This is a genomic window from Streptomyces griseochromogenes, assembly GCF_001542625.1.
GTDB classification, from domain to species: Bacteria; Actinomycetota; Actinomycetes; order Streptomycetales; family Streptomycetaceae; genus Streptomyces; species Streptomyces griseochromogenes.
On record NZ_CP016279.1, the window covers coordinates 6,195,818 to 6,220,470 of the forward strand.

General features: G+C 71.7%; 22 protein-coding genes and 5 pseudogenes. 11 read left to right on the forward strand and 16 right to left on the reverse strand.

Features of this window, described 5'->3' with window-relative positions:
• Positions 1–74 precede the first annotated feature (74 nt).
• Together AVL59_RS26590 and AVL59_RS26595 are read right to left on the reverse strand one after the other, a co-directional pair.
• Complete coding sequence (locus AVL59_RS26590) at positions 75–725, reverse strand: maltokinase N-terminal cap-like domain-containing protein (protein ID WP_067309044.1); 651 nt, start codon at positions 723–725, stop codon at positions 75–77.
• 38 nt (positions 726–763) lie between these two features.
• Complete coding sequence (locus AVL59_RS26595) at positions 764–973, reverse strand: hypothetical protein (RefSeq protein WP_372450292.1); 210 nt, start codon at positions 971–973, stop codon at positions 764–766.
• 275 nt (positions 974–1,248) lie between these two features.
• On the opposite strand from AVL59_RS26595, the gene AVL59_RS26600 reads away from it, so the two are divergent.
• Positions 1,249–2,169: an SGNH/GDSL hydrolase family protein gene (locus AVL59_RS26600; RefSeq protein ID WP_067317806.1), complete on the forward strand. Its 921-nt coding sequence runs from the start codon at positions 1,249–1,251 to the stop codon at positions 2,167–2,169.
• Positions 2,170–2,232: 63 nt separating this feature from the next.
• Here the strand turns inward: AVL59_RS26600 and pgm are convergent, their stop codons facing one another.
• Positions 2,233–3,873 carry a phosphoglucomutase (alpha-D-glucose-1,6-bisphosphate-dependent) gene (gene pgm, locus AVL59_RS26605; protein ID WP_067309046.1) on the reverse strand — a complete coding sequence of 547 codons (1,641 nt, stop codon included), beginning with the start codon at positions 3,871–3,873 and terminating at the stop codon, positions 2,233–2,235.
• Positions 3,874–4,059: 186 nt separating this feature from the next.
• On the opposite strand from pgm, the gene AVL59_RS26610 reads away from it, so the two are divergent.
• The gene (locus AVL59_RS26610; RefSeq protein ID WP_079147000.1) at positions 4,060–4,677 is read left to right on the forward strand and encodes a DUF4328 domain-containing protein; all 618 of its coding nucleotides are present in this window, start codon (positions 4,060–4,062) and stop codon (positions 4,675–4,677) included.
• A 99-nt stretch (positions 4,678–4,776) separates the two neighbouring features.
• Here AVL59_RS26610 and AVL59_RS26615 read toward each other — a convergent pair whose 3' ends face one another.
• Positions 4,777–5,616 (reverse strand): chitosanase, encoded by an 840-nt coding sequence (locus AVL59_RS26615; RefSeq protein ID WP_067309048.1) that lies wholly within the window; start codon positions 5,614–5,616, stop codon positions 4,777–4,779.
• A gap of 276 nt (positions 5,617–5,892) precedes the next feature.
• On the opposite strand from AVL59_RS26615, the gene mgrA reads away from it, so the two are divergent.
• The 6 genes and pseudogenes from mgrA to AVL59_RS26645 all read left to right on the forward strand — a co-directional run.
• Positions 5,893–6,936: an L-glyceraldehyde 3-phosphate reductase gene (gene mgrA, locus AVL59_RS26620; RefSeq protein ID WP_067309051.1), complete on the forward strand. Its 1,044-nt coding sequence runs from the start codon at positions 5,893–5,895 to the stop codon at positions 6,934–6,936.
• Positions 6,937–7,060: 124 nt separating this feature from the next.
• Positions 7,061–7,243, forward strand: coding sequence for a hypothetical protein (locus AVL59_RS26625; protein WP_067309054.1), 183 nt, complete (start codon positions 7,061–7,063; stop codon positions 7,241–7,243).
• Between the two features lie 110 nt (positions 7,244–7,353).
• Positions 7,354–7,839, forward strand: coding sequence for a cation:proton antiporter regulatory subunit (locus AVL59_RS26630; protein WP_067309056.1), 486 nt, complete (start codon positions 7,354–7,356; stop codon positions 7,837–7,839).
• Between the two features lie 5 nt (positions 7,840–7,844).
• Positions 7,845–9,104: a cation:proton antiporter gene (locus AVL59_RS26635; protein ID WP_067309058.1), complete on the forward strand. Its 1,260-nt coding sequence runs from the start codon at positions 7,845–7,847 to the stop codon at positions 9,102–9,104.
• A gap of 58 nt (positions 9,105–9,162) precedes the next feature.
• Entirely contained in the window at positions 9,163–9,810 is a 648-nt protein-coding gene (locus AVL59_RS26640; RefSeq protein ID WP_067309060.1) for a DedA family protein, read from the forward strand.
• A gap of 123 nt (positions 9,811–9,933) precedes the next feature.
• Positions 9,934–10,377 (forward strand): annotated as a pseudogene (locus AVL59_RS26645) (exonuclease/endonuclease/phosphatase family protein); the annotation flags it as partial.
• Here the strand turns inward: AVL59_RS26645 and AVL59_RS26650 are convergent.
• Both AVL59_RS26650 and AVL59_RS26655 read right to left on the reverse strand, forming a co-directional pair.
• Positions 10,350–12,146, reverse strand: coding sequence for an MFS transporter (locus AVL59_RS26650; protein ID WP_372450293.1), 1,797 nt, complete (start codon positions 12,144–12,146; stop codon positions 10,350–10,352). The pseudogene AVL59_RS26645 and the gene AVL59_RS26650 overlap by 28 nt on opposite strands.
• The gene (locus AVL59_RS26655; RefSeq protein WP_237281682.1) at positions 12,143–12,586 is read right to left on the reverse strand and encodes a MarR family winged helix-turn-helix transcriptional regulator; all 444 of its coding nucleotides are present in this window, start codon (positions 12,584–12,586) and stop codon (positions 12,143–12,145) included. The genes AVL59_RS26650 and AVL59_RS26655 overlap by 4 nt, the downstream gene beginning before the upstream one ends.
• A gap of 205 nt (positions 12,587–12,791) precedes the next feature.
• Here AVL59_RS26655 and AVL59_RS55005 point away from each other — a divergent pair.
• Positions 12,792–12,976, forward strand: a pseudogene (locus AVL59_RS55005) (4Fe-4S dicluster domain-containing protein); the annotation flags it as partial.
• 2 nt (positions 12,977–12,978) lie between these two features.
• On the opposite strand, the pseudogene AVL59_RS26660 reads toward AVL59_RS55005, so the two are convergent.
• The 5 genes and pseudogenes from AVL59_RS26660 to AVL59_RS26680 all read right to left on the reverse strand — a co-directional run.
• Positions 12,979–13,245: pseudogene (locus AVL59_RS26660) on the reverse strand (GTP-binding protein); the annotation flags it as partial.
• A 5-nt stretch (positions 13,246–13,250) separates the two neighbouring features.
• Positions 13,251–13,574: pseudogene (locus tag AVL59_RS26665) on the reverse strand (L-seryl-tRNA(Sec) selenium transferase); the annotation flags it as partial.
• A gap of 90 nt (positions 13,575–13,664) precedes the next feature.
• Entirely contained in the window at positions 13,665–14,726 is a 1,062-nt protein-coding gene (locus tag AVL59_RS26670; protein ID WP_208870456.1) for an MASE1 domain-containing protein, read from the reverse strand.
• A gap of 50 nt (positions 14,727–14,776) precedes the next feature.
• The gene (locus AVL59_RS26675) at positions 14,777–15,607 is read right to left on the reverse strand and encodes a PP2C family protein-serine/threonine phosphatase (protein ID WP_067309079.1); all 831 of its coding nucleotides are present in this window, start codon (positions 15,605–15,607) and stop codon (positions 14,777–14,779) included.
• 103 nt (positions 15,608–15,710) lie between these two features.
• On the reverse strand, positions 15,711–16,031 hold the full coding sequence (locus tag AVL59_RS26680; protein WP_067309082.1) for a hypothetical protein: 321 nt from the start codon (positions 16,029–16,031) through the stop codon (positions 15,711–15,713).
• On the opposite strand from AVL59_RS26680, the pseudogene AVL59_RS56655 reads away from it, so the two are divergent.
• Positions 16,030–16,596 (forward strand): annotated as a pseudogene (locus AVL59_RS56655) (hypothetical protein); the annotation flags it as partial. The gene AVL59_RS26680 and the pseudogene AVL59_RS56655 sit on opposite strands and share 2 nt — an antisense overlap.
• Before the next feature lie 165 nt (positions 16,597–16,761).
• Here AVL59_RS56655 and AVL59_RS26690 read toward each other — a convergent pair.
• Both AVL59_RS26690 and AVL59_RS26695 read right to left on the reverse strand, forming a co-directional pair.
• A complete protein-coding gene (locus AVL59_RS26690; protein WP_079147451.1) occupies positions 16,762–17,454 on the reverse strand; it encodes an alpha/beta fold hydrolase in 693 nt (230 codons plus the stop codon).
• A gap of 70 nt (positions 17,455–17,524) precedes the next feature.
• Positions 17,525–18,733, reverse strand: coding sequence for a hypothetical protein (locus tag AVL59_RS26695; RefSeq protein WP_067309089.1), 1,209 nt, complete (start codon positions 18,731–18,733; stop codon positions 17,525–17,527).
• A 238-nt stretch (positions 18,734–18,971) separates the two neighbouring features.
• Between AVL59_RS26695 and AVL59_RS26700 the strand changes: the two genes are divergently transcribed.
• The gene (locus AVL59_RS26700) at positions 18,972–20,417 is read left to right on the forward strand and encodes a glyceraldehyde-3-phosphate dehydrogenase (RefSeq protein WP_067309091.1); all 1,446 of its coding nucleotides are present in this window, start codon (positions 18,972–18,974) and stop codon (positions 20,415–20,417) included.
• A gap of 72 nt (positions 20,418–20,489) precedes the next feature.
• Here the strand turns inward: AVL59_RS26700 and AVL59_RS26705 are convergent, their stop codons facing one another.
• From AVL59_RS26705 to AVL59_RS26715, 3 genes are all read right to left on the reverse strand, one after another.
• Positions 20,490–22,427, reverse strand: a complete 1,938-nt coding sequence (locus AVL59_RS26705) for a collagenase (RefSeq protein ID WP_067309094.1) — start codon at positions 22,425–22,427, stop codon at positions 20,490–20,492.
• 146 nt (positions 22,428–22,573) lie between these two features.
• Positions 22,574–23,527 (reverse strand): LysR family transcriptional regulator, encoded by a 954-nt coding sequence (locus tag AVL59_RS26710; RefSeq protein WP_067309097.1) that lies wholly within the window; start codon positions 23,525–23,527, stop codon positions 22,574–22,576.
• 163 nt (positions 23,528–23,690) lie between these two features.
• Positions 23,691–24,605, reverse strand: coding sequence for an oxidoreductase (locus AVL59_RS26715; protein WP_067317812.1), 915 nt, complete (start codon positions 24,603–24,605; stop codon positions 23,691–23,693).
• Positions 24,606–24,653: the final 48 nt, after the last annotated feature.

Below are 24,653 nucleotides of genomic sequence, written 5' to 3' on the forward strand. Positions count from 1 at the left end.
CGAAAGCGTGCCAGATTTGACCGGGCCATGCCATAGCCCGGGAGCCGCCCGGCTGCCGGCGTGCGGCGCCGGGATCAGTCGGCGCTCAGGGTCACGAAGACCGCGCCGGGACGGATGCCGTCCGAGGACGTCCAGGCGCCTGCCACATGGCCGACCGCTCCCTCGGGCGGGAGCGGCGGGTTGGCGGCCGGCTGGAGGACACGGTGGATCCGGAGGGTCGTGCCGTGTGGTGCGGGCAGGCGGGTGCCCTGCTCGTCGTCGGTGGGCTCGGGCCTGAAGTCCCCCAGGCAGATGGGGTCGCCGGCGTAGGAGCGGGTCACCTCACGGTCGGGCGTGTCGGAGACGCTCTGCGCCATGGCCCGGGCGCTGCCCTCGATCAGGAACAGCAGCCGGGTGGCCAGGACCGGGTCGTGACAGCCGTCGTAGGCCCAGCGTTCGCCCAGGACTCCGTGCTCCATCGTGCCGATGAGCGCGTGCTCGGCGCCCTCCAGAGGGGCCCCGCGGTAGGTCAGCGGCACCAGGTAGGCCGTCCGCTCCGGGCCGCTCGTGTCGGTCGCCACCATGAATTCGATCCCGACCTCGCCCTCGGGGTCGTCCAGCCGGAACCCGCCGGACTTCTCCAGGACGGGGACCGCGCCGCCCCGGTACCACGGGCGGGTGGGCAGCCAGCCGGCGAGCAGTTCGACCTTCGTCGGCTTCAGGGTGGTGTGGTGGATGACGGCCATGCCGGTGATTCTCCCCCGTTGCGTGGATGCTGACTCCCTCAGCCTTCCACACCGTCCCCGCCGGTCAGGGCAGGGGTCAACCCGGCCCAGGGATAGGGTGGTTCACCCGTGACCGGTCCGCAGACCGCGGCGCCGCGTTCGTGTGCGGTGCGCGCGGCGGGCGGGACCAGGGCCTCGGGTACGCCCTGGACGAGGTGGCAGAACCGCTCGGGCGGGTGCCGTGCCGTCCGGGCCGGTCCGGTGAGCACCGAGACATACGTCGACCAGCGGCCCTCGAACGTGGCGGTCGGGTCGGCGAGACGGAGGTGGCCGGGCGTCGGGGATGACGTGCTGGTCGCCGATGGGGACGAGCGGCTTGGGCAGCGCGGTGGTGCAGGGACACGGCCGGCCCCCGCGGTCGCGAATGTTCGTTCCCGCTTCTGGTCCGCGAGACCTACCGGACGGTATACAGGCCCAGTCGAACGCGCGCAGGCCGCTCTTCGGCCGGCCCCGCGCGATGCAGCGGCCTCAGGGGGAGGATTCCATGGCGAACGGCATTCCGGTGAGCGACGGGGCGAGAGGGCGGCGGCGGACCGCTGTCCTGGGAGCGGTACTGGGCGGTTGCGCCCTGGTGGCCGCGTCCACGACACCCGCCGCCGCGCACCCCGGGCACGGCCGCGACCTCGGCTACGTCTCCCTCGGCGACTCGTACGCCTCGGGCCCGCTCATCCCCCGCCAGGTGGACGCCGACTGCGCCCGCTCCGACCACAATTACCCCTCGCTCGTGGCAGCGGATCGGCAGGCGACCGCGTTCAAGGACGTGAGCTGTGGCGGGGCCACGACGAACGAGATGTGGAAGCCGCAGGGCACCAACGGTCCCCAACTGGACGCGCTGGGACGGGACACCGATCTGGTGACGGTGCAGATCGGCGGCAACGACGTCGGGTTCGGCTCCATCATCAGCACGTGCGCCCGCCTCGGCGCGCAGGACCCGACGGGCAATCCCTGCGAGCGCTCCTACAATGCCTCCGGATACGACCGGTTGGCACTCACCGTGCTCGAGACCGCGCCGAAGATCGGCCGGGTGCTGCGGGCGGTGCACGCCCGCGCCCCGCACGCGCGGGTCCTCCTCGTCGGCTACCCGGACCTGCTGCCGGACGACGGCAACGGCTGCTTCCCGTCGGTGCCGTTCGCCCAGCGCGACTTCCCCTATCTGCGGGACACCGAGAAGCGCCTGAACCTGATGCTGCGCCTGGTGGCCGCCTGGAACCGGGCCGAGTACGTCGACACCTACGGCCCCACGGTCGGCCACGACATGTGCAAGGCGCCCACGGACCGCTGGATCGAGCCGCTGCGCCCGGCCTCGCCCGCGGCCCCCGCCCACCCCAACGCCACAGGCGAGGCCGCCATGGCGCAGGCCGTGCTGGACCGGCTGGACCAGGGCCGCGGACGCGGACGCGGCTGAGCACACGCGCCGACGGCCCCCGCACCCACCTCGCGGGGGCCGTCGTCGTACGGTCGTGCGCCCTCAGCCGCCGAGCGCGGCCAGGACCACGCCCTTTGCCTCCTCCTGCACCCGGGCCAGATGGTCGGCGCCGAGGAACGACTCGGCATACACCTTGTAGACGTCCTCGGTGCCCGAAGGGCGTGCCGCGAACCAGGCGTTGGGGGTGGTGACCTTGATCCCGCCGATGGCGGCGCCGTTGCCCGGCGCCTCGGTGAGGATGCCGGTGACCGGCTCTCCCGCCAGGGTGTCGGCGGTGACCTGGGCCGGGGACAGTTTCGCCAGCAGCGCCTTCTGCTCGCGGGTGGCGGGGGCGTCGATACGGGCGTAGGCCGGTTCGCCGAAGCGGGCGGTCAGGCCGGCGTAGTACTCCGAGGGGGTCTTGTCCGTGACCGCTGTGATCTCGGAGGCGAGCAGGGCGAGAAGGATGCCGTCCTTGTCTGTGGTCCACACCGAGCCGTCGCGGCGCAGGAAGGCGGCGCCGGCCGACTCCTCGCCGCCGAACCCGAGGGTGCCGGCGGCCAGTCCGTCCACGAACCACTTGAACCCGACCGGCACCTCGACCAGTTGACGGTCCAGGTCGGCGGCGACGCGGTCGATCATCGTGGAGGACACGAGCGTCTTGCCGACGCCCGCGTCCGCGGGCCACTGCTCGCGGTGCCGGTAGAGGTAGGAGATGGCGACGGCGAGGTAGTGGTTGGGGTTCATCAGGCCGGCGTCCGGCGTGACGATGCCGTGCCGGTCGGCGTCGGCGTCGTTGCCGGTGGCGATGCGGAAGCGGTCGCGCTGCTCGATGAGGGAGGCCATCGCGTACGGCGAGGAGCAGTCCATGCGGATCTGGCCGTCCCAGTCCAGCGTCATGAACCGCCAGGCGGGGTCGGTGTGCGGGTTGACCACGGTCAGGTCGAGGCCGTGCTCCTCGGCGATCCGGCCCCAGTAGGCGACCGACGCCCCGCCGAGCGGGTCCGCGCCGATGCGCACGCCGGCCGCGCGGATCGCGTCGAGATCGAGGACGCTGGGCAGGTCACCGACGTAGGCGCCCAGGAAGTCGTACCGCTGGGTCGTCTCGGCCGCGAGCGCACGGGTGTACGGCAGCCGCTGTACGTCCTTCAGGCCGCCCGCGATGATCTGGTTGGCCCGGTCCTGGATCCAGGAGGTCGCGTCCGAGGCCGCCGGGCCGCCGCTGGGCGGGTTGTACTTGAAGCCGCCGTCGGCGGGCGGGTTGTGCGAGGGGGTGACGACCACGCCGTCGGCGAGGCCGGAGGTGCGGCCCCGGTTGTGGGTGAGGATCGCGTGCGAGACGGCGGGCGTGGGGGTGTAGCCGTCCGCGCTGTCGACGAGCGCGGTGACGCCGTTCGCCGCGAAGACCTCCAGGGCGGTGACCTTCGCGGGCTCGGACAGGGCGTGCGTGTCGGCGCCGAGGAACAGGGGGCCGTCCACGCCCTGAGTGGCGCGGTACTCGCAGATGGCCTGGCTGGTGGCGGCGATGTGGTCCTCGTTGAAGGCGGTTGCCAGGGACGAACCCCGGTGCCCCGACGTGCCGAAGGCCACCCGCTGTGCGGGGTCGGCCGGGTCGGGGTGCAGCGCGTAGTACGCCGTGACCAGCCGCGCCACGTCGACAAGGTCCTCGGGACCGGCCGGCCTGCCTGCTCGCTCGTGCGGCATGAGTCCGTTCCTCCGCATCGGTGTGATCGATCGCTGTAGCCCATCCTTCCTCGTCGGGGGCTCGTCGGGCGAGTACGCCACCGGCGCGGAGGGCGGACCGGTGCGTCTGCTCTATGATCCGCTTCTCCCACGACCGTTTTCACGTCACGCCCGTGCGTGCCGCTTCCGACAGGCAGGTGTCCCACCGTGTCCGGACCCGTCGTCAAGGCCTCCTGGCCGCTCGCCCGTTCCGCCCAGGCCGCCGTGGCCGCGGCAGCCGTGGCGGAGGTGTTCCGGGCGGTGACGGTGCGGGCGCACCACCTCCGTCCGCAGGACACGTCTTCGAGCGCGTCGGGGTTCGCGTCGATGGTGAGCGTGTACACGATGACGGCCGCGGTCGTGTTGTTCCTGGTGTGGTTCACCCGCTGCCGGCGCAACGCCGGACTCCTCTCCCCCGAGCCCCTGCCCGGCTCCGCCCCCTGGGCCGTGGCCGGCTGGCTGGTCCCGGTGGTGAACCTCTGGGTGCCGCGCGGGCTGGTCCTCGACGTACACCGGGCGAGCGGCCGCGGCACGGTGGACAGGCGCGACACGGTCCTGGTGAACGTGTGGTGGGCGGCCTGGGTCGGGCGCGCGGTGACCGGCACCGTGGGCACCCAGCTGGGCCAAGGGTCTTCGCTCGTCCCCCTGCTCGTGGCCGAAGCCCTCAACCTGGCCGCGGGTGCCCTGGCGGTCGCCGTGATCCAGCGTGTCACGGCACGGCAGGCCGAAGCGCTCGGCGCCGCGCTCCCGGTCCCGGGCACCGCGGATCTGCCGAGCGCCTCCTGAGGCCGCAGCGGGTGCCCGGCGACGCCGGGACGAGGGGCGAAGAACGGCCGCGGGCCGTCCGGTTCGAACCCGGGCACCTGCCCTTCCGGGCGGCGCGCGTCAGCCGATGTGGTAGCTGTCCCCGTACACCTTCCAGTCCAGGGGCGTGTTCAGGTCGAGGTTGCCCTTGCGCAGGAACACCCGCTGTTCGGTGTCGACCCTGCTGGTGTCGCTGTGGGCCTCCTCCTGCTTCATGGCCCACACCCGGGCGTCCAGGAAGGCGTTGAGGTACGTCGTCTCGTCGCCGCCCTGCGCCGGCGGCTTGGCGCTGCGCAGCGCCCGCTTGCGGATGTTGCGGAAGCTGGTGGGGTCGTCGCCGTCGCCGTGCATGACGATGGCGTCGTAGTAGGTGAACTGGCCCAGCGCGCGCAGTCCGTCCGTCTTGCCCTGGGCGACGGCGGGGTTGAAGTAGACGCGGTCGCGTTCGTCGTTCTGCGCCTGCTGGAAGGCGCTGTCCTGGGCGGCCTTGCGCCAGTCCTTGGGGTAGTCGGGGTCCAGGCCGCTGTGCGAGTCGCTGCCGTTGACCCGGCGCAGGGCCGGCAGGTACTTGGCCAGGACGTTGCCGGGCTTGCGGTCGGTGTAGAGCTGGACGAGGTCGAGCATGTCGCCCGTGCCGGAGCAGAAGCCGATGATGCCGGCGGTGTAGCCGCGGCCGTCGCCGATGTCCTCGATGTACTTGTACTGGGCCTTCCAGTCGAGCGAGGAGTTCTCCGCGCTCGACACCAGCTGCATGGCGATCTCCTTCTTCGCCGGGTCGTCGAGACCCGACCCGGCCGCCCGTGCCGCCGGTGCCGCCGCGACGCGCTCGGCGCCGAGCAGGGCACCGGAGGCGACAACGCCGAGGACGGCGACGACGGTCCGGCGGGAGAGACGGGGGGAGGCCGCTGACGCGCGGTCCATGTGCTCCACGAGGACTCCAAGGAGGGGTGGGGGGTGGGGAGTTGGTCCGTACCGATACTGGTAGGAAAGTTTCCTATCAAATGCGGCGGAGGCCGGTAACCCGTCGCACGGCAAGTTCGTAGGATCGAACAGTGCGACGCCGCCACTCGATTCAGAAGCCAGGGCGCTCAATCCCATGAAGGGCATCGGTTGGACTTACGAATCTTGGTGGCGCAGGGTGGACGAGCCCCTTCAGATACGACGGGCACCCCTACGGCACCACCCGGAGACGACCCGATGAACCACGTCGCGGACCCCGCTCGCTATGACGGCACCATGCGCTACCGGCGCACCGGCCGCTCGGGACTGGACCTCCCGCTCCTGTCCCTGGGCTACTGGCACAACTTCGGCGACGACCGCCCCTTCGAGACCCAGCGCGAGATCGCGCTGCGCGCCTTCGACCTCGGAATCACCCACCACGACCTGGCCAACAACTACGGTCCGCCGTACGGGTCGGCCGAGACCAACTTCGGCCGGCTCATGAAGCAGGACCTCGCGCCCTACCGGGACGAGCTGGTCATCTCCACCAAGGCCGGCTGGGACATGTGGCCCGGCCCCTATGGACAGGGCGGCGGCTCCCGCAAGTACGTACTGGCCTCGCTGGACCAGTCGCTGCGCCGCACGGGCCTGGACTACGTGGACATCTTCTACTCCCACCGGCTGGACGCGAGCACCCCGCTGGAGGAGACGATGGGCGCGCTCGACACCGCGGTGCGCCAGGGCAAGGCCCTGTACGTCGGCATCTCCTCCTACGACGCCGAGCGCACCCGGCAGGCGGCCGCCATCCTGCGCGACCTCGGCACCCCGCTGCTCATCCACCAGCCCTCGTACAGCATGCTGAACCGCTGGATCGAGACCGAAGGACTGCTGGAGGCGGCCGAGGAGGAGGGCTTCGGCGTCATCGGGTTCACGGCACTCGCCCAGGGACTGCTCACCGGCCGCTACCTGGACGGCATCCCCCAGGACTCGCGCGCCGCGCAGGGGACGTCGCTGGACACGGCGTGGCTCACGGACGACATGCGGGGCCGGCTGCGCGCCCTGAACGACATCGCGGCCCGGCGCGGCCAGACGCTGGCCCAGATGGCGCTGGCCTGGGCCCTGCGCGACGAGCGGGTGACGTCGTTGGTGATCGGCGCCTCGCGGGTCGAGCAGCTCGAGCAGAACGTCGCCGCGCTGGAGAACCTCGACTTCAGCGACGAGGAGCTGGCCGAAATCGACAAGTACGCCACCGACGGCGGCGTGGACCTGTGGCGGGACGCCCGGCTGGGAAATCTCGGATAGCCATGACATCTGTGATCTGCATCACAGACGTAAGGGACAAGTAGGACATAATAGAGGCCATCCGGACAGCGTTGTCATCCCAGTCTTCGCGACACACCGCGAACTTCGAGGAGCCGCTCACCGTATGGCACACATAGCCCACCACACCCCGCTCCTGCCTCCCCATCCCGACCTGAGGCGCGCCCGCAACTGCACGCAGTGCCTCGGCTGGGGAACCGTCGTCACCCGCGACGGGGATCACGAACTGTGCCTCACCTGCCAGCCCGACCCGGGCGACAGGGAGGACGGCCTCGACTCCCCCCGTTGACCATCACCCCCTACCCCGCCGGGCTCCGATCGGGCGGCCGTTCGCCGTCAGGTTAAGCTTTCGGTAATCGTTTCACCAAGAAACATTCAAGTCGGGCAGGGGGGGCAGCCATGGGCGCCGCACGCACGAGCAGGACTCCATTGCCGGGCATCGGCGTCCGGTACGACCTGACGACCCGGGAGCGGCGCCGTCTGTCGGTGGTGGCGCACCGGGACGGATCGAGAACGTTGAGCGCCTACCATGGTGACGATCCCGACGCGTGCGCGCTGTCCGTCCGGCTCACCGGCGGCGAGGCGGAGGCGCTGGCCGAGGCCCTGAAGCCGACGCACCACAGCCCCAGCCTGCTGTCCACCACCGAACTCGGTCTGGTGGCCGAACGGGTCTCGCTGTCCGCGACGTCCCGCTGGAACGGGCTGCCGCTCGGCGACACCCGGATGCGCACCGAGACCGGTGTGTCGATCGTGGCCGTGCTGCGCCGCGCCGCGGCCATCCCCTCCCCCGGCCCCGGTTTCCGGCTGGCCGGCGGGGACACCCTGATCCTGATCGGCACCCGCGAGGGCGCCGACGCCGCGGCCGGCATACTCGGCCGGGAGTGACCCGGATGCATTCCTCCGCGGTCTTCCTGATCGAGTTCGGCGCGATCCTCCTCGTCCTCGGCCTGCTGGGCCGGCTCGCCGCACGCCTGAGCTTCTCGCCGATCCCGCTGTACCTGCTGGCCGGGCTGGCCTTCGGCGAGGGCGGGCTGCTGCCGCTCGGCGCCAGCGAGGAGTTCGTGGCGATCGGCGCCGAGATCGGTGTGGTCCTGCTGCTGCTCATGCTGGGCCTGGAGTACACCGCCGGCGATCTGGTCTCCCAGCTCAAGACGCAGTACCCGGCCGGTCTCCTCGACGCCGCCCTCAACGCGCTGCCCGGCGCGGCCATGGCTCTGCTGCTGGGCTGGGGCCCGATCGCCGCCGTGGTCCTCGCCGGCATCACGTGGATCTCGTCGTCCGGTGTCATCGCGAAGGTCCTCGGCGACCTGGGCCGCCTCGGCAACCGGGAGACCCCGGTGATCCTCAGCATCCTGGTCCTGGAGGACCTGTCGATGGCGGTCTACCTGCCGGTCGTCACCGCGCTGCTGGCCGGGACCGGACTCGCCGCGGGCAGCGTCACGCTCGCCGTCGCCCTCGGTGTCGCCGGCCTGGTCCTGCTGGTGGCGGTGCGCTACGGCCGGCACCTCTCCCGCTTCGTCTCCAGCGACGACCCCGAGAAACTGCTGCTGGTCGTGCTGGGCTTGACCCTGCTGGTGGCCGGTGTCGCCCAGCAGTTGCAGGTCTCGGCGGCGGTGGGCGCGTTCCTGGTCGGTATCGCCCTGTCCGGCGAGGTAGCGGAAGGCGCCCATCATCTGCTCGCTCCCTTGCGGGACCTGTTCGCCGCGGTGTTCTTCGTCTTCTTCGGGCTGCACACCGACCCGGCCGCCATCCCGCCCGTCCTGCTGCCCGCCCTCGCCCTGGCGGTCGTCACGACGCTCACGAAGATCGCGACGGGCTACTGGGCCGCGCGCCGGGCGGGCATCCGGGCCCAGGGCCGCTGGCGGGCCGGGGGCACCCTGGTGGCCCGGGGCGAGTTCTCCATCGTCATCGCCGGTCTCGCGGTGACCTCGGGCATCGACTCCGACCTCGGGCCGCTGGCCACGGCATACGTCCTCATCCTGGTGGTCCTCGGCCCGCTGACCGCGCGCTGGACCGAGCCGGTCGCGCTGCGGCTCACCGGCCGGCGCGGCAGCCGTACGGTGTCCGCGGCCCCGGAGAGCGAGAGCGGCACCCCGGTGGCCGGCGCGGAGCCCGGTGTGCGGGACCCGGACACGGTGGGACGGCCGTAACCGACGCCCACGGCAGAGCGGTTGAGGGGCCGTGCCCGCTCCGGCGTACGGTTGAGGCATGGCCGCTCCGCTTCCGGGTCCGCTGGCTCATCTGGCCCCGCTGCTCGGCCACTACGGCTACTGGGCCGTGGGGGCCGTGGTCCTCGTGGAGGACTTCGGGGTCCCGGCACCCGGCGAGACGATCCTGGTCGCCGCCGGTGTCTACGCCGGAGCGGGGCGGCTGAACATCGTCGCCGTGGCGGCCGTCGCGTTCGGCGCGGCCGTGCTCGGGGACAACATCGGCTATCTCGTCGGGCACAGCGGAGGGCGGGCCTTCGTGCACCGCTGGGGCCGTTACGTCCTGCTGACGCCGGAGCGCTTCCAGGAGGCCGAGGACTTCTTCGGGCGGCACGGCGGCAAGATCGTCACGGTGGCCCGTTTCATCGAGGGGTTGCGCCAGGCCAACGGCATCGTCGCGGGCACGACGGGCATGCCCTGGCGCCGCTTCCTCGCCTTCAACGCGCTCGGCGCGGCCCTGTGGGTCGGTCTCTGGGCCTCTCTGGCCTACCTGGTGGGCAGCCACGTCACCACGGTCTACGACGACGTCACGCGCTACCAGCTCTACGCCCTCGTCGCCGCCGGCGTCCTGCTCGCGGCCCTCGTCGTACGGCACCTCGTGCGGCGGCGGCGCGAACACCGACCGGACTCTCCGCTTCCTCGGCCGTGAGTCTTCTGTTGCCCGCACAGCTGTTACCTATGAGTAATCCCCGATGGTTTGATGTGCGGCGCCACTCAACCCCCTCCGCCCACAGGGAGATCCAGTGACGCTCCTCGCACCGCGCCGTGCCCGCTGAAGAGCGCCGCCGCGGCCGAATACCCGTACCAGAGACCGGTGGTGGGCCGCGGCAGGAGCGGCTGGGACGCGACCGGCGGGGCGTACTCGGCCACCACGCCCGAGGACGGCGGAGTCACCGTGCTGAGCAAGTGGCCGATCCTGCACAAGGAGCAGTACGTGTACAAGGCCGACGCCGGCTTCGTCGGTGCCGACGCGCGCACCGGGCACCCGTACTCCTTCGACACCCAGGAGAACTCCATCGCCCACTACCGCTACCCGGACGACCCGCGTGAGGACCTCGACCACGTCCTGGCCCGTGCCGGTCACGCCCGCCCGGCGAACTGGCGCAACGAGGTCGTCGAGCGGCAGTCGGCGCCCTGGACGGTGACGAGCTGGGGCACCTCGTACACGTACACGAACCTCTCGGACCACTACCCCTTGCGGGCGTACGCCGGATAAGAGCCCTTCGGGGTGTCGTCGCCGGCGGGCTCATGGCCGCCGCGCAGGGCGGAGGCGAGGGCCGAGACCAGGGCCATGCCGGCGGCGACGCAGAAGACGATGGTCAGGCCGTGGTGGAAGGGGCCGGAGACCAGCCGCGGGAAGAAGGTGTGACCGGTCAGGGTGGCGCGCTGGGCCGCGGTCAGATGGTCCGGCCCGCCGCCCGCGCCCAGCAGGTGAGCGATGGGGTTGTCGCCCAGGAAGGTCGCGAAGAGGGTGCTGACCGGTGGCAGTGAGGCCACCTCGTGGGCGGTTCCCTCGGACACGCCGTGTGCCTGGAGTCCGCTGCTGAGCGTGGCCGGCAGGGAGGAGGCCAGCCCGGAGACCATCAGCGAGAAGAAGACACCGATGGACAGGGCCGTGCCCGAGTTCTGGAAGGTGGAGCGCATCCCGGACGCCACGCCCCGGTAGCGGGCCGGGACGCTGCCCATCACGGAGGAGGTGTTGGGTGCGGAGAACATGCCCTGGCCCAGGCCGTTGAGGAACAGCAGACCGGCGAACAGGCCGTACGCGAAGTTCACCGGCAGCGCCAGCAGGCCGAGGAAGGAACCGGCGACCACCAGCAGACCGGCCGTGGAGAACGGACGGGCGCCGAACCGGTCCGACAGGTAGCCGGAGACGGGACCGGCGATCAGGAAGCCGAGGGTCAGCGGCAGCATGAAGATGCCGGCCCACAGCGGGGTGTCCTCGAAGTCGTAACCGTGCAGCGGTAGCCAGATGCCCTGCAGCCAGATGATGAGCATGAACTGCAGCCCGCCGCGGGCGATCGCGGTCAGCAGGGCGGCCAGGTTGCCTGCGGCGAACGCCCGCACCCGGAACAGGGACAGCCGGAACATGGGCTCGGCGACCCGGGTCTCGACCACGCAGAACGTGAGCAGCAGGCCGACGCCTCCGATCAGGCCCGCGAGCACCCAGGGGTTGGTCCATCCGGTGGGGTGGCCGCCGTAGGGCTGGATGCCGTAGGTGATGCCGGCGAGGAGGATCCCGGCGCCCGTGGCGAAGGTGAAGTTCCCGAGCCAGTCGATGCGGCCGCGTGCGCCGGCCGCGGTCTCGCGCAGGCTCAGATACGACCACACGGTGCCGGTCACACTGACCGGGACGCTGACCCAGAACACCGCCCGCCAGTCGACCGCGGCGAGCAGGCCGCCCGCGAGCAGGCCGAGGAACTGCCCGGCCAGCGCGGTGATCTGGTTGATGCCCAGGGCCATGCCGCGCTGGCGGGCCGGGAAGGCGTCGGTGAGGATGGCGGCCGAGTTGGCGGTGAGCATGGAGCCGCCGAAGGCCTGCACGATGCGCCACAGGATCAGCCACAGGGCGCCCGCGCCGGCCCGGAACGGGTCGAGGGAGAGCGCGACGGAGGCGCAGGCGAAGACCAGGAAGCCGAGGTTGTAGATGCGGACCCGGCCGAACATGTCGCCGAGCCGGCCGAGGACGACGACCAGCACGGCCGAGACCAGCAGATAGCCGAGGATCATCCACAGCAGGTAGCCGATGTTGCCGGCGGCGAGCGGGTCGAGGCCGATCCCGCGGAAGATCGCCGGCAGCGAGATGATCACGATGGAGGCGTCCATCGTGGCGATCAGGACGCCGAGCGTGGTGTTGGAGAGGGCCACCCACTTGTAGCCGGGGCCCGGGGGCGTGTCCCGGTGGCGGGCGGAACGGGCGAGCAGCCGGCCGCGCGGGCCCTCGGCCGGGCGCCGGTCGCGCGGGCCGTCCGCGTGCCCGGTCACAGCCGTTCCGCCAAGCGGTCGAGCAGGGGCAGCGTGACACGCAGTGCCTCGCGCTCCCGCGGGCTGAACTCCTCCAGGGCGCGGGCGAGCCTGCCCACGGACTCGGAGCGGCGCTCCTCCAGCATCGCCCGGCCCGCGTCGGTGATCGACACGATGGCCCGGCGGCCGTCGGCCGCGTCGGGGCTGCGGCTGACCAGTCCGCGCTGTTCGAGTCCGGCGAGCGTGCCGGCCATCGCCTGGGGCCGGACCCGCTCCAGTTCGGCGAGCGACCCGGGCGAGTCCGGTCCGGTGCCGGCCAGCCGGGCCAGTACCGAGACCCCGGACAGGGTCACGTCCCCCACGGCGTGCGCCTGGCGCAGCCGCCGGACGGTGCGGCCCATGGCGAGCCGCAGCGCGGCGGCCAGCGCCACGGTGTCCTCGGTGCTGTCGTCTATGCCCACGATTACTAACAATAGGTTTATCAGTCTGGACTGTTCAACCCCGCATGCCGGGCCGGTGCGGACGCGCGGGGGCGGGGCACCCGTGCCAGGCTCGAAGCGGAGCACCGAGTGTGCGGCACCCGGCGGAAGGCGGGCACACGGTGGCGCACGGCATGACCCGGGACGACGGCGCGAACGCGGGCGGGGACGCCGACGCGGGCACCAGCTGTACGGCCCCCAGCCGGACGTGGTCCGTGCCGCGGGCTATCCGGACGCCCCGCCGCGGATGGGTTTCTTCACCGACACCTCCGTGTGCATCGCTGCAAGGCGTGCGAGGTGGCCTGCAAGGAGTGGAACGCCGTTCCGGAGGACGAGCTGGAGCTGACCGGCATGTCCTACGACAACACGCGGAGGCCCTGGTCTGCGGCGACCACGAACAGCACGGCGGGCACGGGCCCGACACCGGCCAGCATGGTGGCGACGAACCGCTCGTGCCCGGGTACGTCCACGAAGGCGAGGTGTTCGCCGTCGGCGCCGAGCCTCGTCCATACGAAGCCGAGATCGAGGGTGAGACCCCGGCGGCGCTCCTCCTCGTGGCGGTCGGGCTCCATGCCGGTGAGCGCTCTTACGAGGGCGGACTTGCCGTGGTCGACGTGGCCGGCGGTGGCGAGGACCCGCATCCCGCCTACCGCCCGGCGCCGGGCCGTACCGCCCGTACTGCCTCGGCCGGCCGCGGATCGTCCACCGGCGCGACGGCTCTCAGGTCGAGCAGGCAGCGTCCCGCCTCCAGGCGGCCGACCACGGGGATCCGTCCGGTGCGCAGGGCCTCGGCGTACGGCTCGGGCAGGGACAGCGCGGCGCTGGGCAGCGTGACGCCGGGCGCGCCTCCCCCGCCGACCGTGGCGGCGCTGCGGACAGCCTGTGCGTCGACTCCGTCGGCCACGAGAGCGGTGGCGAGCCGCTCGGCCCGGTCCCTGAGCCCGGCCGCGTCGGCGGTGAGGGCGGTGGCGGCCCGGCCGGCCGTCCGACACGCCGTGACCGTGGTGGGACGCCACGCCCGCGCCGGTGCGGTGACCACGTGGTCACCGGCCCGGCCGCCTCACGGGGCGCCGCTCTGCCGCGGCCGGTGGCCGGTGTCGGTCGGCGGCCCCTCGTCGGTGCCGGTCCGCGGTCGGTCGTCGCTGCCGGTGCGCGGCCGGGGCGGCGGGGCCTCGCCCGCGGTGAGGTGCTCCAGCACCTCGACCAGTTCCTGACAGGCCTGCTCCACCGAGCGTCTGGTGTTGCGCTGCTCGGTGATCAGGGCGGACAGCAGCAGCGCGGTCAGGGCCATCGCGCCGTTGAAGGCCTGGAGCTTCGCCATGACCTCGACCCGGGTCAGGCCCGAGAAGGCGCCGACGCGGTCCGTCGCGGCGACAGTCGCCAGCACGGACGTCAGCAGGGCGCAGAGCATGCCGCCCGCGAGCTGGAAGCGCAGGGCGGCCCAGATGATGAGGGGATAGACGAGGAAGAGCAGGCTGACGGAGCTGTAGGCGGCCAGCGGTACGACGCAGCAGGCGGCGAGGGCCAGTACGGTGGCCTCCTTCCAGCGTGTCATGGGCGGCGGCCGCCGGGTCCTGTACAGCAACAGCAGGAGCGGGGTGACGATCAGGACGCCCATCGCATCGCCGACCCACCAGGCCAGCCAGACGACCCAGAAACTGCGTGCGGGCAGCTTGTCGGTGAGCACGAGGAGGCTGACGCCGATGGTCGCGCTGATCACCATGGCGGACAGTGCGCCCAGGAACACCAGGACGAGGCCGTCGCGCAATCGGCCGAGGTCGGTGCGGAAGCCGGTCCGGCGCAGCAGCAGCGCCGCGCACAGGGGCGCGGCGGTGTTGCCGAACACGAATCCGAGCATGTCGGGGCTGGGGCTGGTGAGGTACAGGACGGTGAAGAACGCCCCGATCGCCACACCCGGCCAGCAGCCCAGCCCGAAGACCAGCAGGGCGGCCACGGCGATGCCGGTCGGCGGCCAGATGGGGGTGAACACGGAGCCCTCGACGACGAGCCGGCGCAGGAGTCCGAGCCGCGCCCCGCCGTAATAGCAGGCGGCGACGGCCAGCACCCGGACGGCGTAGCCGCCCCGCCGGTTCAGATACTGGTAGGCCACCACAGCAGCCATCTCACACCGACGGCCCGCCGTATGCGAGGCGAGAGGCGCCCGTTCCGGCTCTATGGCTGAACCGCGGGCCCGTCGAGACCGACGACGAGGACGGCGGCGTCGTCCTCGTGTCCCACGCTCTCGGCGCCCTTGATCACGGCCGTGGCCAGCGCGTGCGCCTCCAGGCCTGCGACGGCCGCGATGCCCGCGAGCCGCACCACCTGGTCGAGACCGTCCTCGATGCTCAGCGACGGGCCCTCCACCACGCCGTCGGTGAGCAGGACGAACACTCCGCCCGTGGTGAGCCGGTGCCGGGTCACGGGGTATTCCGACCCGCGCTGGATGCCGAGCGGAGGTCCTCCCTCGTCGTCCACCACACCGGACTTTCCCTCGGCCGTGGCCCAGATGAAGGGGATGTGACCGGCCCGGGCGCTCTCCAGCACGCCCGTGGCCGGGTCGAGCCGCATGAAGGTGCAGGTGGCGAACAGCTCGCTGCCGAGGGAGAGCAGCAGCTCGTTGGTCCGGGCGAGCAGTTCCCCGGGCTCGCTGGTGACGGAGGCGAGTGCCCGCATCCCGGCCCGGACCTGGCCCATGAAGGCGGCCGCCTCGATGTTGTGGCCCTGCACGTCGCCGATGGACAGCCCGATACGGCCGTCGGGCATGGTGAAGGCGTCGTACCAGTCGCCGCCGACGTTGAGGCCGTAACACGCGGGCGCGTACCGCACCGCGAGGTGCAGGCCGGGGGCGGCGGGCAGGTCCGGGGGCAGCATGCCGCGCTGCAGGGCGATGGCCAGCTCGACCTGGGTGCGCTGCAGCTCCGCGCGCTCGCGTGCCTGGGCGGTGAGCGACCCGAGTCTGGCCAGCAGCTCGTCGCCGTCGTCCGTGGAGCGCTTGCTCGGCATCGATCACTTCCGGCTGGGCGGTGGCCCTTCTGGGCAAACGCCTAGATTTTACCTTTATCGGATGATCCTGCCTCAAGGGGGAAGGTCTGCGGTGACAGGCTGCTCAGTCGGCTTCCGAATCGATGCCGGTGATCACGGCGGGTCCCAGCGCCGCCGCCCCCTCGTCCAGTCCCGCGCCGCGCAGGGCGGAGTCAGCGAGCCGGCCCGCCTCCTCCACGGCGTGCGGGCCGGTGTCCGCATGGACGGTCAGACGCAGGGTGAACGTGTTGTCCTCGTTGACGTTGAGTACGTCCAGATCTTCGGCGTACCCCATCCGCGTGGTGTGCGGATCGGCCGGCCCGAGCGCCCGGCTCAGCCGCGCCCGGGCGCCGTCCCCGACCCCCGTGGCGAAGGTGCCGGGCACGGTGATGACGTAGGTCGTCATGGCGATCCCTTCCTCGGACCCTCCTTCGACTACCCCGATTCGCGCCCTTCGCACAGCGGCGCGCGGGACGAGAAGGCCCTCGGCGGAGCCGGCCACCGGGCGTCCGGTCACACGGTCGGACCCGGCCGCCGCGTTCGGCCGCACGGCGACGACGATCTCCGGGCTGCCGCGGCGGTGCGCCGATACCGATACCTCACGCCGGCCTCGCTGCGCCGACCCGCCGGGGCGGCCGACGGCACACCTGGCGCGCGCCGCCCACCGGGCCCGCGAGGCCGAGCGGCGGCCGCGCGCCCCGGACGCGCCGACCCCTGCGGACCAGGACCCGTTCGGCACCCCGGCCCACCGGCCGGCCGACCACATCACGGCCGAGGTGGACCTCGACCGGGCCGGCGGCACCCGCATATCCGCCCTCCGGCCGGAGCACACCGCCCTCCGTCTCGTCAGGGCCGACCACGGCTGCGCCGTACCGGCCCTGCTCGACCGGCAGGGCGCCTGCGACCAGGGCATGTCGGGGCGTCGGCACCAGGCGGTACTGCGCCACTTCCACGAGCGGTACGGCGTCGAGCCGGCCACTCTGGTGAGGCAGGTGCTGGACCTGCCGGTCACCAGGATGCCCACTGTTCCGACATCGTCGACCCGGGAGTCGGCAGCCCGGAGGAACTGGCCGCGCCCCAGTCGCTCGCCGGCACCTGGTGCTTCCGGCGGGACCGAGGACGCCGCCGGCCTGCCCTCAGATCCAGCCGTCCAGAGCGCCCATGAATCCCTGGAAGTCGTCCCGGTACAGGGAGTGCCCGGCTCCGGGGACCGTGCGGGCCGTGAAGCCCCGCCGGGTCAGCTCCCCTTCCAGTTCCGGGGAGACGAGGTCACTCGGGTCGGCCAGCAGGACGAGTGAGGGCGCCACCGGGCGCCGAGGGGTCCGGCCGACGGCGTAGGCCTCGGGCAGGGCGTGGGCCGTCGCGGGGTCCCAGTCGGCGAGCGTGGACAGCTCGATCTCCACGTCGGCCGCGTCCCAGCGCGGGTTGAAGTGTTCGATCACGGCGCGGTTGACGTGCTTGGCCTCCGCGAAGGAGCGGGCCACCAGGTCGAGGTCCCGCCTGAGCTCCCAGGCCGGGTCGCAGTAGACGACCCGTTCCGGTGCCAGCCGCTCGGCGGCGAGGGCCAGCGCCATGGCGCCCAGCGAGTGCCCGATCGCCAGCTGCGGGCCGTGCGGGAGGGTTTCCACGAGGTCGTCCGCCCAGATCTCGGCGCCGTACTCACCCCGGCCGCTCGCTCCGTGTCCGCGCAGGTCCACCGCGATCACCCGGTAACCCTTGTCCGCCAGGGCCGGCGCGACCCGGTGCCAGGTCCTGTGGTCGGACATGATCCCGTGGACCAGGACGGCGACCCGGTCTCCGGTCCCCCACTCGCGGGTGTGCAGCTTCATCGACACGCCTCTCTCGTCCGGACTCCGCTCGATCTTTTCATTGAACCGATACCGGATCCACCGTGACGGCTCACAGCGGGGAGTGGGCCACCACTGTCACATACGCCCCGTACAACACGGACACAACGGCAAGGGACCCGCCGATGAGCAGCACCTGGGCCGGCCGGACCCGCCAGGTGCGGGCGAAGGCTCGCGCCGGCGGGATCAGCAGGGGGAAGACGGGCAGCAGGAAGCGCGGCTTGGACGAGAAAGAGCCGGAGCCCCCGACCACGAGCAGGATCAGCACCCCCGCGAAGACCACCAGGACCAACGGGGCGCTGTCCAGACAGAGCAGCCCGAACAGCACGACGCCGAGCACGACCACCATCAGGGCCGCCGGGTAGACGGCGCTGCCACCGTGCAGGAACAGCACCTTGAGGAAACGCAGGGCGCCGGCGCCGAAGTCGAAGCGCGAGTCCCAGGCGCTCTGGATCTTGAAGTAGCCGCCCAGCGGGTCGCCGGTCCGCTGCCCCACCCAGAGCACATAGCCGAGCCAGCCCAGCGGGGCGAGGAGGGCACCGGCCCACAGTCCCGCCGGCACCCGGCCACGGCACCGGAGCACCTCGTGCACGGCGGCGGCGCCGACGGCCACCGCCACCGCGAACCCGGTCGGCCGGGACAGGCCCGCCAGCGCGGCCAGCGAACCGGCCCACAGCCAGCGGCCCTTGAGCACGCAGTACAGGGACCAGACGGCGAGTGCGGCGAAGAGCGACTCGGTGTAGGCGATGGTCAGTTCGACGGCGTGCGGCAGAACGGCCCACAGGCCGACCAGGGCGGTGGCGACGGCACGCCCGTAGAGGTGGTGGCCGAGGACGTAGAGGCCGTAGGCGGCCACGCCCGCGGCGGCCCAGGCGATCAGTATCCCGGCCTGGCCGGGGGTGAACGGGAGGACCGTGATCAGGGCCCGGATGAGTCCGGGATAGAGCGGGAAGAACGCCCAGTCGGCCTGCACCCCGCCGGTCTGGGTGATCCAGATGAGGTGTCCGTAGCCGTGGCCGGCGATGTGCAGGTACCAGCGGGAGTCCCAGGAGTGGGCCAGGCTGCGCACCAGCGGGTGTCCGGTGAGGTGATTGGTGACGATCACCGCGACCACTCCGGCGAGCCGGACGACCGCGAACAGCGCGAGGGCCGGCAGGGCACCCTGCGGACCCCGGGGCCGGACGGCCGGGGGGAGCGCGGGACGGCGGAGGAGACCGGACGGCGCGGCCGGCTCGGGACGAGGTACAGAAGACGTGCTCACCCTACGACCTTGGTCACGCCCGTGGGGGCACGCAATCCGCAACCCGGCTTTCTTACGATCTTCCACCCTGATTCAGGAATCGCGGCAACCTACGCCTGAATTCAGGGTGAATCAGCTCCGAATCAACGCCTAAATCGGGGCAAATTACCCCTCCGCCCACCCCTGCTCCAGAGACCCGAAATGGCCACCGTAAGGTGTGGTTAGCATATGAGCGCTGCCTAGCTCGAAAGATAGATCTGTGACTGTCAACGACGACTCGTTCACCAACTGGAAGACCCGCGAGGAGATCGCGGAGTCGATGATCCCGATCATCGGGAAGCTGCACCGTGAGCGGGACGTGACCGTCCTGCTGCACAGCCGCTCCTTGGTGAACAAGTCGGTGGTCAGCATCCTGAAGACGCACCGCTTCGCCCGGCAGATCGCCGGCGAGGAGCTCTCGGTCACCGAGACGATGCCGTTCCTCCAGGCCCTCACCACCCTCGACCTCGGGCCCTCCCAGATCGACCTGGGCATGCTCGCCGCCACCTACAAGGCCGACGACCGCGGCCTGAGCGTCGCCGGGTTCACCGCCGAGGCCGTCGCCGGCGCCACGGGCGCCAACAAGATAGAGCGCCGCGAGCCGCGCGACGTCGTCCTCTACGGCTTCGGCCGCATCGGCCGCCTCGTCGCCCGCCTGCTGATCGAGAAGGCCGGCTCCGGCAACGGCCTGCGCCTGCGCGCCATCGTCGTGCGCGGTGGCGGCGATCAGGACATCGTGAAGCGTGCCTCGCTGCTGCGCCGCGACTCCATCCACGGCCAGTTCCACGGCACCATCACCGTGGACGAGGACAGCAGCACGATCGTCGCCAACGGCAACGCCATCAAGGTGATCTACGCCGACGACCCGACGGCCGTCGACTACACCGAGTACGGCATCCGGGACGCCATCCTCATCGACAACACCGGCAAGTGGCGCGACCTCGAGGGCCTGTCCAAGCACCTGCGCCCGGGCATCGAGAAGGTCGTCCTGACCGCGCCGGGCAAGGGCGACGTCCCGAACATCGTGCACGGCGTCAACCACGACACGATCAAGCCGGACGAGCAGATCCTGTCCTGCGCCTCCTGCACCACCAACGCGATCGTCCCGCCGCTGAAGGCCATGGACGACGAGTACGGCGTGCTGCGCGGCCACGTGGAGACGGTCCACTCGTTCACCAACGACCAGAACCTCCTGGACAACTACCACAAGTCCGAGCGCCGCGGCCGCTCGGCGCCGCTCAACATGGTGATCACCGAGACCGGTGCCGCCTCCGCCGTCGCCAAGGCCCTGCCCGACCTCAAGGCGCGGATCACCGGCAGCTCGATCCGTGTCCCGGTGCCGGACGTGTCGATCGCGATCCTCAACCTCCAGCTGGCCCGCGAGACCACCCGCGAGGACGTCCACGACTACCTGCGGGACGTGTCGCTGACCTCGCCGCTCAAGCGCCAGATCGACTTCACCACGGCGCCCGACGCGGTCTCCAGCGACTTCATCGGCTCGCGCCACGCCTCGATCGTGGACGCCGGCGCCCTCAAGGTCGAGGGGGACAACGCGATCCTCTACCTCTGGTACGACAACGAGTTCGGCTACTCCTGCCAGGTCGTCCGGGTCGTCCAGCACGTCTCGGGCGTGGAGTACCCGACGTACCCGTCGACCGCTGTCTGACGGGTGTCCGCGCACGCGTGCGGCCGCCGACCGGGGTTCCGGTCGGCGGCCGTTTCGCTCGGGCGCGGGCGGTCAGGCCTTGGCCCGTTTGGCGCAGGCGCCCCCGGCGCACGCCGTGAGCCACTGGTCGAAGTCGGCGTCGTAGCGGGTGCCGATGCCGTCGTGGTAGACGGCGTATCCGCCGGTGTAGTCACCGACGCGGAAGCGGGAGAGCATGCTCTGGATGTCGTCGGGGTGCCGCTCGGCCATGTAGCGCACGGCCAGGTAGCCCCACGGGTAGGTGCGGGTCACGTCGCTGTTGTCGTAGGTGCTCTCGAACAGCGTGCTCAGCTTGTAGGTGTGCTTGCCGGCCTCCTGGATCGCCTGGTCGTCGGCGAGGTTCCGGTAGCTGTAGGAGACGTACTCGGCGAGGCCCTCGATCCACCAGATGTCCGGCACCGAGATCTGCTGGGGGAAGTCGCCCTTCATGTCGTCGCGGCCGTCGAGGAAGTGCGTGTACTCGTGGTTGAGGTTCCAGATCCGGGCCACGAAGCCGTCGTCGGAGTCCTTCTGGTACATGATCGACTTCACCTGGTTGCCCGGGTCGGAGGGGTTCCCGTCCAGGGTGATGCCGCCGTTGTCGGTGCTGACGCCGTAGATCGCGCCCGCGTAGGTCTGGTAGTCGGCGCGGCTGGCGAAGACGACCAGCTGGATGGTGGAGACGTACTGGCCGGGTATCGCGCCGCCGGCCTTGACGACGCCCCGGAAGTAGGTGTCCTGGTTCAGCACGCTGGCACACGCGGCGGCGAGGTCGTCGGCGGTCAGGGACTGGGCGAGGATGGTGTGCTGCTCGTCGCAGTGGTGGGTGATCGGCAGGGCCGCCTTGGTGAGCTTGGCGGGCAGGTCGCAGACGTCGTAGTACGAGCAGTTGGCGCCGTCGTAGGAGTTCGCCTGCGTCGCCACCGCGACCCACAGTCCGGCCGTGGGGCCGGTGATCTCCGACTCGTCCAGCAGTTCCTTGGCCAACGGCCGTACGGTGGCCTGGAGTTCGGGGTGTTCGACGTAACGCGCCACGTTCATGCCGGCATTGGAGTCCAGGAAGGCATTGGCGGTGCCGAGCAGGTCCGTGTGGTCCAGCGCGAAGTCGTGCAGGGTGTCGGCGATGCCCGGGTCGGCGGCGACCGCTTTCACGTAGTCCGGGTTCCAGTTGCCGCGCCACAGCGGGGTGTACACATTGTTGACGGCCCTGACCATGCTGTCGATCGCGTCGTAGGAGCTGTCGTAGGCGTCCAGCAGGCGCTGGTAGACATCCAGGTAGCGACCCTGCTGGTCGGCGCTGTCGGTGAGGATGACGATCTCTCCGAGGATGTCGCCGTTGGCGGCCGTGACGTCCTCGGAGTGGCTCCGGGCGAAGAAGGCGTCCAGGCCATGCGTGGTGGCGGTGGTCAGCTGGGAGCTGTACGACCCCACGTCACCGGGGTGGTTGAACTGGACGTAGTAGCCGGCACGCAGGAAGAGGACCAGTTGCAGCAGTCCGGCGGAGTTGTCGCCGCGGTACTGCCCGGCGGTGCGGGTGAAGGCGTCCGCGACGCTCAGCATCTGGGACTCGCGGAAGATGTCGTGGGCGTCCCTGCCGGTGACCGGGAAGAGGGTGTTGACGCAGTCCGTGGTGGAGGACCTCACGAACGTGACGAGGGCGGATCCGGTGCGGCTGCCGAAGTCGCCCGGGGTGCAGGAGGCCTTCTTCGCCCCGGTACGCGGGCGCGTTTCCGCGCTACGGGTCAGCGACGGTGCGTGGGGAGGGAGTTGGGCGGGGCTGAGCCGCCGTGTCTGCGCCGCTGGACGTTCGGTGGCACCGCTGGTCGGCCCGGCCGGGGGTGGCGCGGGGACGTGCCTGCCGGGGGCGGGGGCGCCCGTACGGGCATGCGGCTGGGGTGAGGCCAACGCCGGTGTGGACAGCAGGCCGGCCACGGTGACACAGACGGCGGAGGCGTAGGCCAGGCGTCTGGGCAGCGCGAAGCGATAGCGCATCGGGATTCCTCCACGAAGAGATGCGCCTCGGTGGGGTGTTGAGGCGTGTGAGGCACTGTCTCAGCGGGTCACCCGTGTCAACAATGGCGTGTGACATAGCACATGACACTGACCACCCATAACATCGCGCACCCCCGCCCGGCCCGCTACGCCCCCGCGGCGCTCCAGGTCCGCGCGGCCCATGTCCTCAAGTGCGGTGCCTGGGCCACCAGATCGCGGTAGGCGTCGGTGGCCGACCGGAGCAGCGTGTCCACCACGTCGTCGGTGACGGTGCCGGGCCGCCAGGCCAGCACATAGCGGCACCACAGCGGGGATCCGGCCAGCGGCTTGACGACGACGTGCGGGATCGGGCGCAGCGTCGGCTGTACGAGGGAGACACCGAGCCCGTCCGCGATCATGCTCTGCAACTGGGTCTGGTCACCGAGGAACTCGTGCACCGCGACGGGGGTGAAGCCGGCCGCCGTGCAGGCGTCGTAGAACACCCCGGGCCAGCCGGCGCCGTCGTCCGGGGTCACGAACCACGCGTCCTCGGCCAGGTCGGCCAGCTGCACCTGGGCGCACTGGCGCAGCCGGTGACGCGCGGGCAGGGCGACGAACGTGGGCTCGGTGACGATCCCACGGTGCCGCACGGCAGTCGAGTGGCGCAGTTCCATGCCGGGGTAGTCGGCGGCTATGGCCGCGTCCACCGCTCCCTCCTCCAGCAGCTCCACGATCCGCGAGGAGGCGTAGACGCTGGTCACGGCGAGGGAGAGTTCCGGCAGCCGGGTGCGCACGCGGGAGACCGTGCCCGAGAGCATGGGTGAGTTGGTCGCGGCGACGCGCAGGGTGCGGGGGGCCGGGGCGGCGGCCGGGCGGTGGCCGATGGCGTCGGCGCGGGCCAGGACGTCCCGGGCCTGCGCGACGACCTCGGCGCCGTACCGGGTCGGCCGCACGCCGCTCGCGCTCCGCTCGAACAGCGGCTCGCCCAGGTGCTGCTCGATACGCCTGAGCTGGGTGCTCACGGCGGGCTGTGAGTACCCGAGGTGTGTCGCGGCGCGGCCCACGCTGCCCGCGTCGGCGATCGCGCACAGCACCCGCAGGTGCCGAAGCTCCAGCTCCATCGGTCCACTCCCCGTTCCGTCCCACGGCCTGCCCCGGGAGATCGTCCCTCTCCCGGGAAACCCGGTGCTCACCGCCCCGGCCGGCCGTGGTCGCGACCGGCGGACCGAAGCGTTCCATTGTGCCCTCGCGGGCACAAGGCGCGCGTCCGCCAGGTCCGGGCGGCTACCCTCCCTCCGCCTGCCGGTGCACGGTGTCGAGCAGGGCCAGGTCCTCGGCGGTCAGGCGCAGGGAGCCCGCCGCCACGTTGGACTCCAGGTGGGCCGGGTCGCCGGTGCCGGGGATGGCGAGCACATGCGGGCCGCGCCGCAGTGTCCAGGCGATGCGGACCTGGGCCGGGGTCGCGCCGTGGGCCAGGGCGACCTGCCGGATCCCCGGGGCGTCCGCGTCCTCGGCGCCGTACTGCCCGCCGTCGGCGGCGATCGAGTAGAACGGGACGAAGGCGATGCCCTGCTCGCCGCAGGAGCGGACGACGGCGTCCTGGTCGGGGCGGACCGCGATGCCGTACCTGTTCTGGACGCAGACCACGGGGGCGACGGCCCGGGCCTCGGCGAGCTGGGCGGGGGTCACGTTCGACAGGCCGAGGTGCCGGATGAGACCTGCCTCGCGCAGTTCGGCGAGGGCACCGAAGCGGTCGGCGAGGGAGTCCGTGCCGACCACGCGCAGGTTCACCACGTCCAGGTGGTCGCGGCCGAGCTGGCGCAGGTTCTCCTCGACCTGGCCCCGTAGTTCGCCGGGCCCGGCATGCGGCAGCCAGTGCCCGCGGAGGTCACGGCCGGGGCCCACCTTGGTGGTGATGACGAGGTCGTCCGGGTAGGGCGCGAGGGCCCGGTCGATCAGTTCGTTGGCGGAGCGGAGCGGCGAGAAGTAGAAGGCGGCGGTGTCGATGTGGTTCACGCCGAGCTCGACCGCGCGACGCAGCACGGCGACCGCCTGGTCACGGTCGCGGGGTACGGCGCGGGGCACGAGCGCCGGGCCGGTCTGCGGCAGGCGCATCGCACCGAAGCCGATGCGGCGGACCTCCAGGTCCCCCAGCTTCCAGGTGCCCGATGCCGCCGCGGTGATGATCGTCGAGGTCATGCCGGAATGATCCGCGGGCCGTAGGATCACGGCCATCGATTCGGATAT

Bases quoted from the DNA above. Each gene is read 5' to 3' on its own strand.
- AVL59_RS26600 (WP_067317806.1), top strand. From the start codon at position 1,249: ATGGCGAACGGCATTCCGGTGAGCGACGGGGCGAGAGGGCGGCGGCGG.
- AVL59_RS26715 (WP_067317812.1), bottom strand. From the start codon at position 24,605: ATGACCTCGACGATCATCACCGCGGCGGCATCGGGCACCTGGAAGCTG.
- AVL59_RS26690 (WP_079147451.1), bottom strand. From the start codon at position 17,454: ATGAAGCTGCACACCCGCGAGTGGGGGACCGGAGACCGGGTCGCCGTC.
- pgm (WP_067309046.1), bottom strand. From the start codon at position 3,873: ATGCCGCACGAGCGAGCAGGCAGGCCGGCCGGTCCCGAGGACCTTGTC.
- AVL59_RS26640 (WP_067309060.1), top strand. From the start codon at position 9,163: ATGGCCGCTCCGCTTCCGGGTCCGCTGGCTCATCTGGCCCCGCTGCTC.
- AVL59_RS26615 (WP_067309048.1), bottom strand. From the start codon at position 5,616: ATGGACCGCGCGTCAGCGGCCTCCCCCCGTCTCTCCCGCCGGACCGTC.
- AVL59_RS26680 (WP_067309082.1), bottom strand. From the start codon at position 16,031: ATGACGACCTACGTCATCACCGTGCCCGGCACCTTCGCCACGGGGGTC.
- AVL59_RS26670 (WP_208870456.1), bottom strand. From the start codon at position 14,726: ATGGCTGCTGTGGTGGCCTACCAGTATCTGAACCGGCGGGGCGGCTAC.
- AVL59_RS26705 (WP_067309094.1), bottom strand. From the start codon at position 22,427: ATGCGCTATCGCTTCGCGCTGCCCAGACGCCTGGCCTACGCCTCCGCC.
- AVL59_RS26630 (WP_067309056.1), top strand. From the start codon at position 7,354: ATGGGCGCCGCACGCACGAGCAGGACTCCATTGCCGGGCATCGGCGTC.
- AVL59_RS26590 (WP_067309044.1), bottom strand. From the start codon at position 725: ATGGCCGTCATCCACCACACCACCCTGAAGCCGACGAAGGTCGAACTG.
- AVL59_RS26675 (WP_067309079.1), bottom strand. From the start codon at position 15,607: ATGCCGAGCAAGCGCTCCACGGACGACGGCGACGAGCTGCTGGCCAGA.
- AVL59_RS26625 (WP_067309054.1), top strand. From the start codon at position 7,061: ATGGCACACATAGCCCACCACACCCCGCTCCTGCCTCCCCATCCCGAC.
- mgrA (WP_067309051.1), top strand. From the start codon at position 5,893: ATGAACCACGTCGCGGACCCCGCTCGCTATGACGGCACCATGCGCTAC.
- AVL59_RS26710 (WP_067309097.1), bottom strand. From the start codon at position 23,527: ATGGAGCTGGAGCTTCGGCACCTGCGGGTGCTGTGCGCGATCGCCGAC.
- AVL59_RS26635 (WP_067309058.1), top strand. From the start codon at position 7,845: ATGCATTCCTCCGCGGTCTTCCTGATCGAGTTCGGCGCGATCCTCCTC.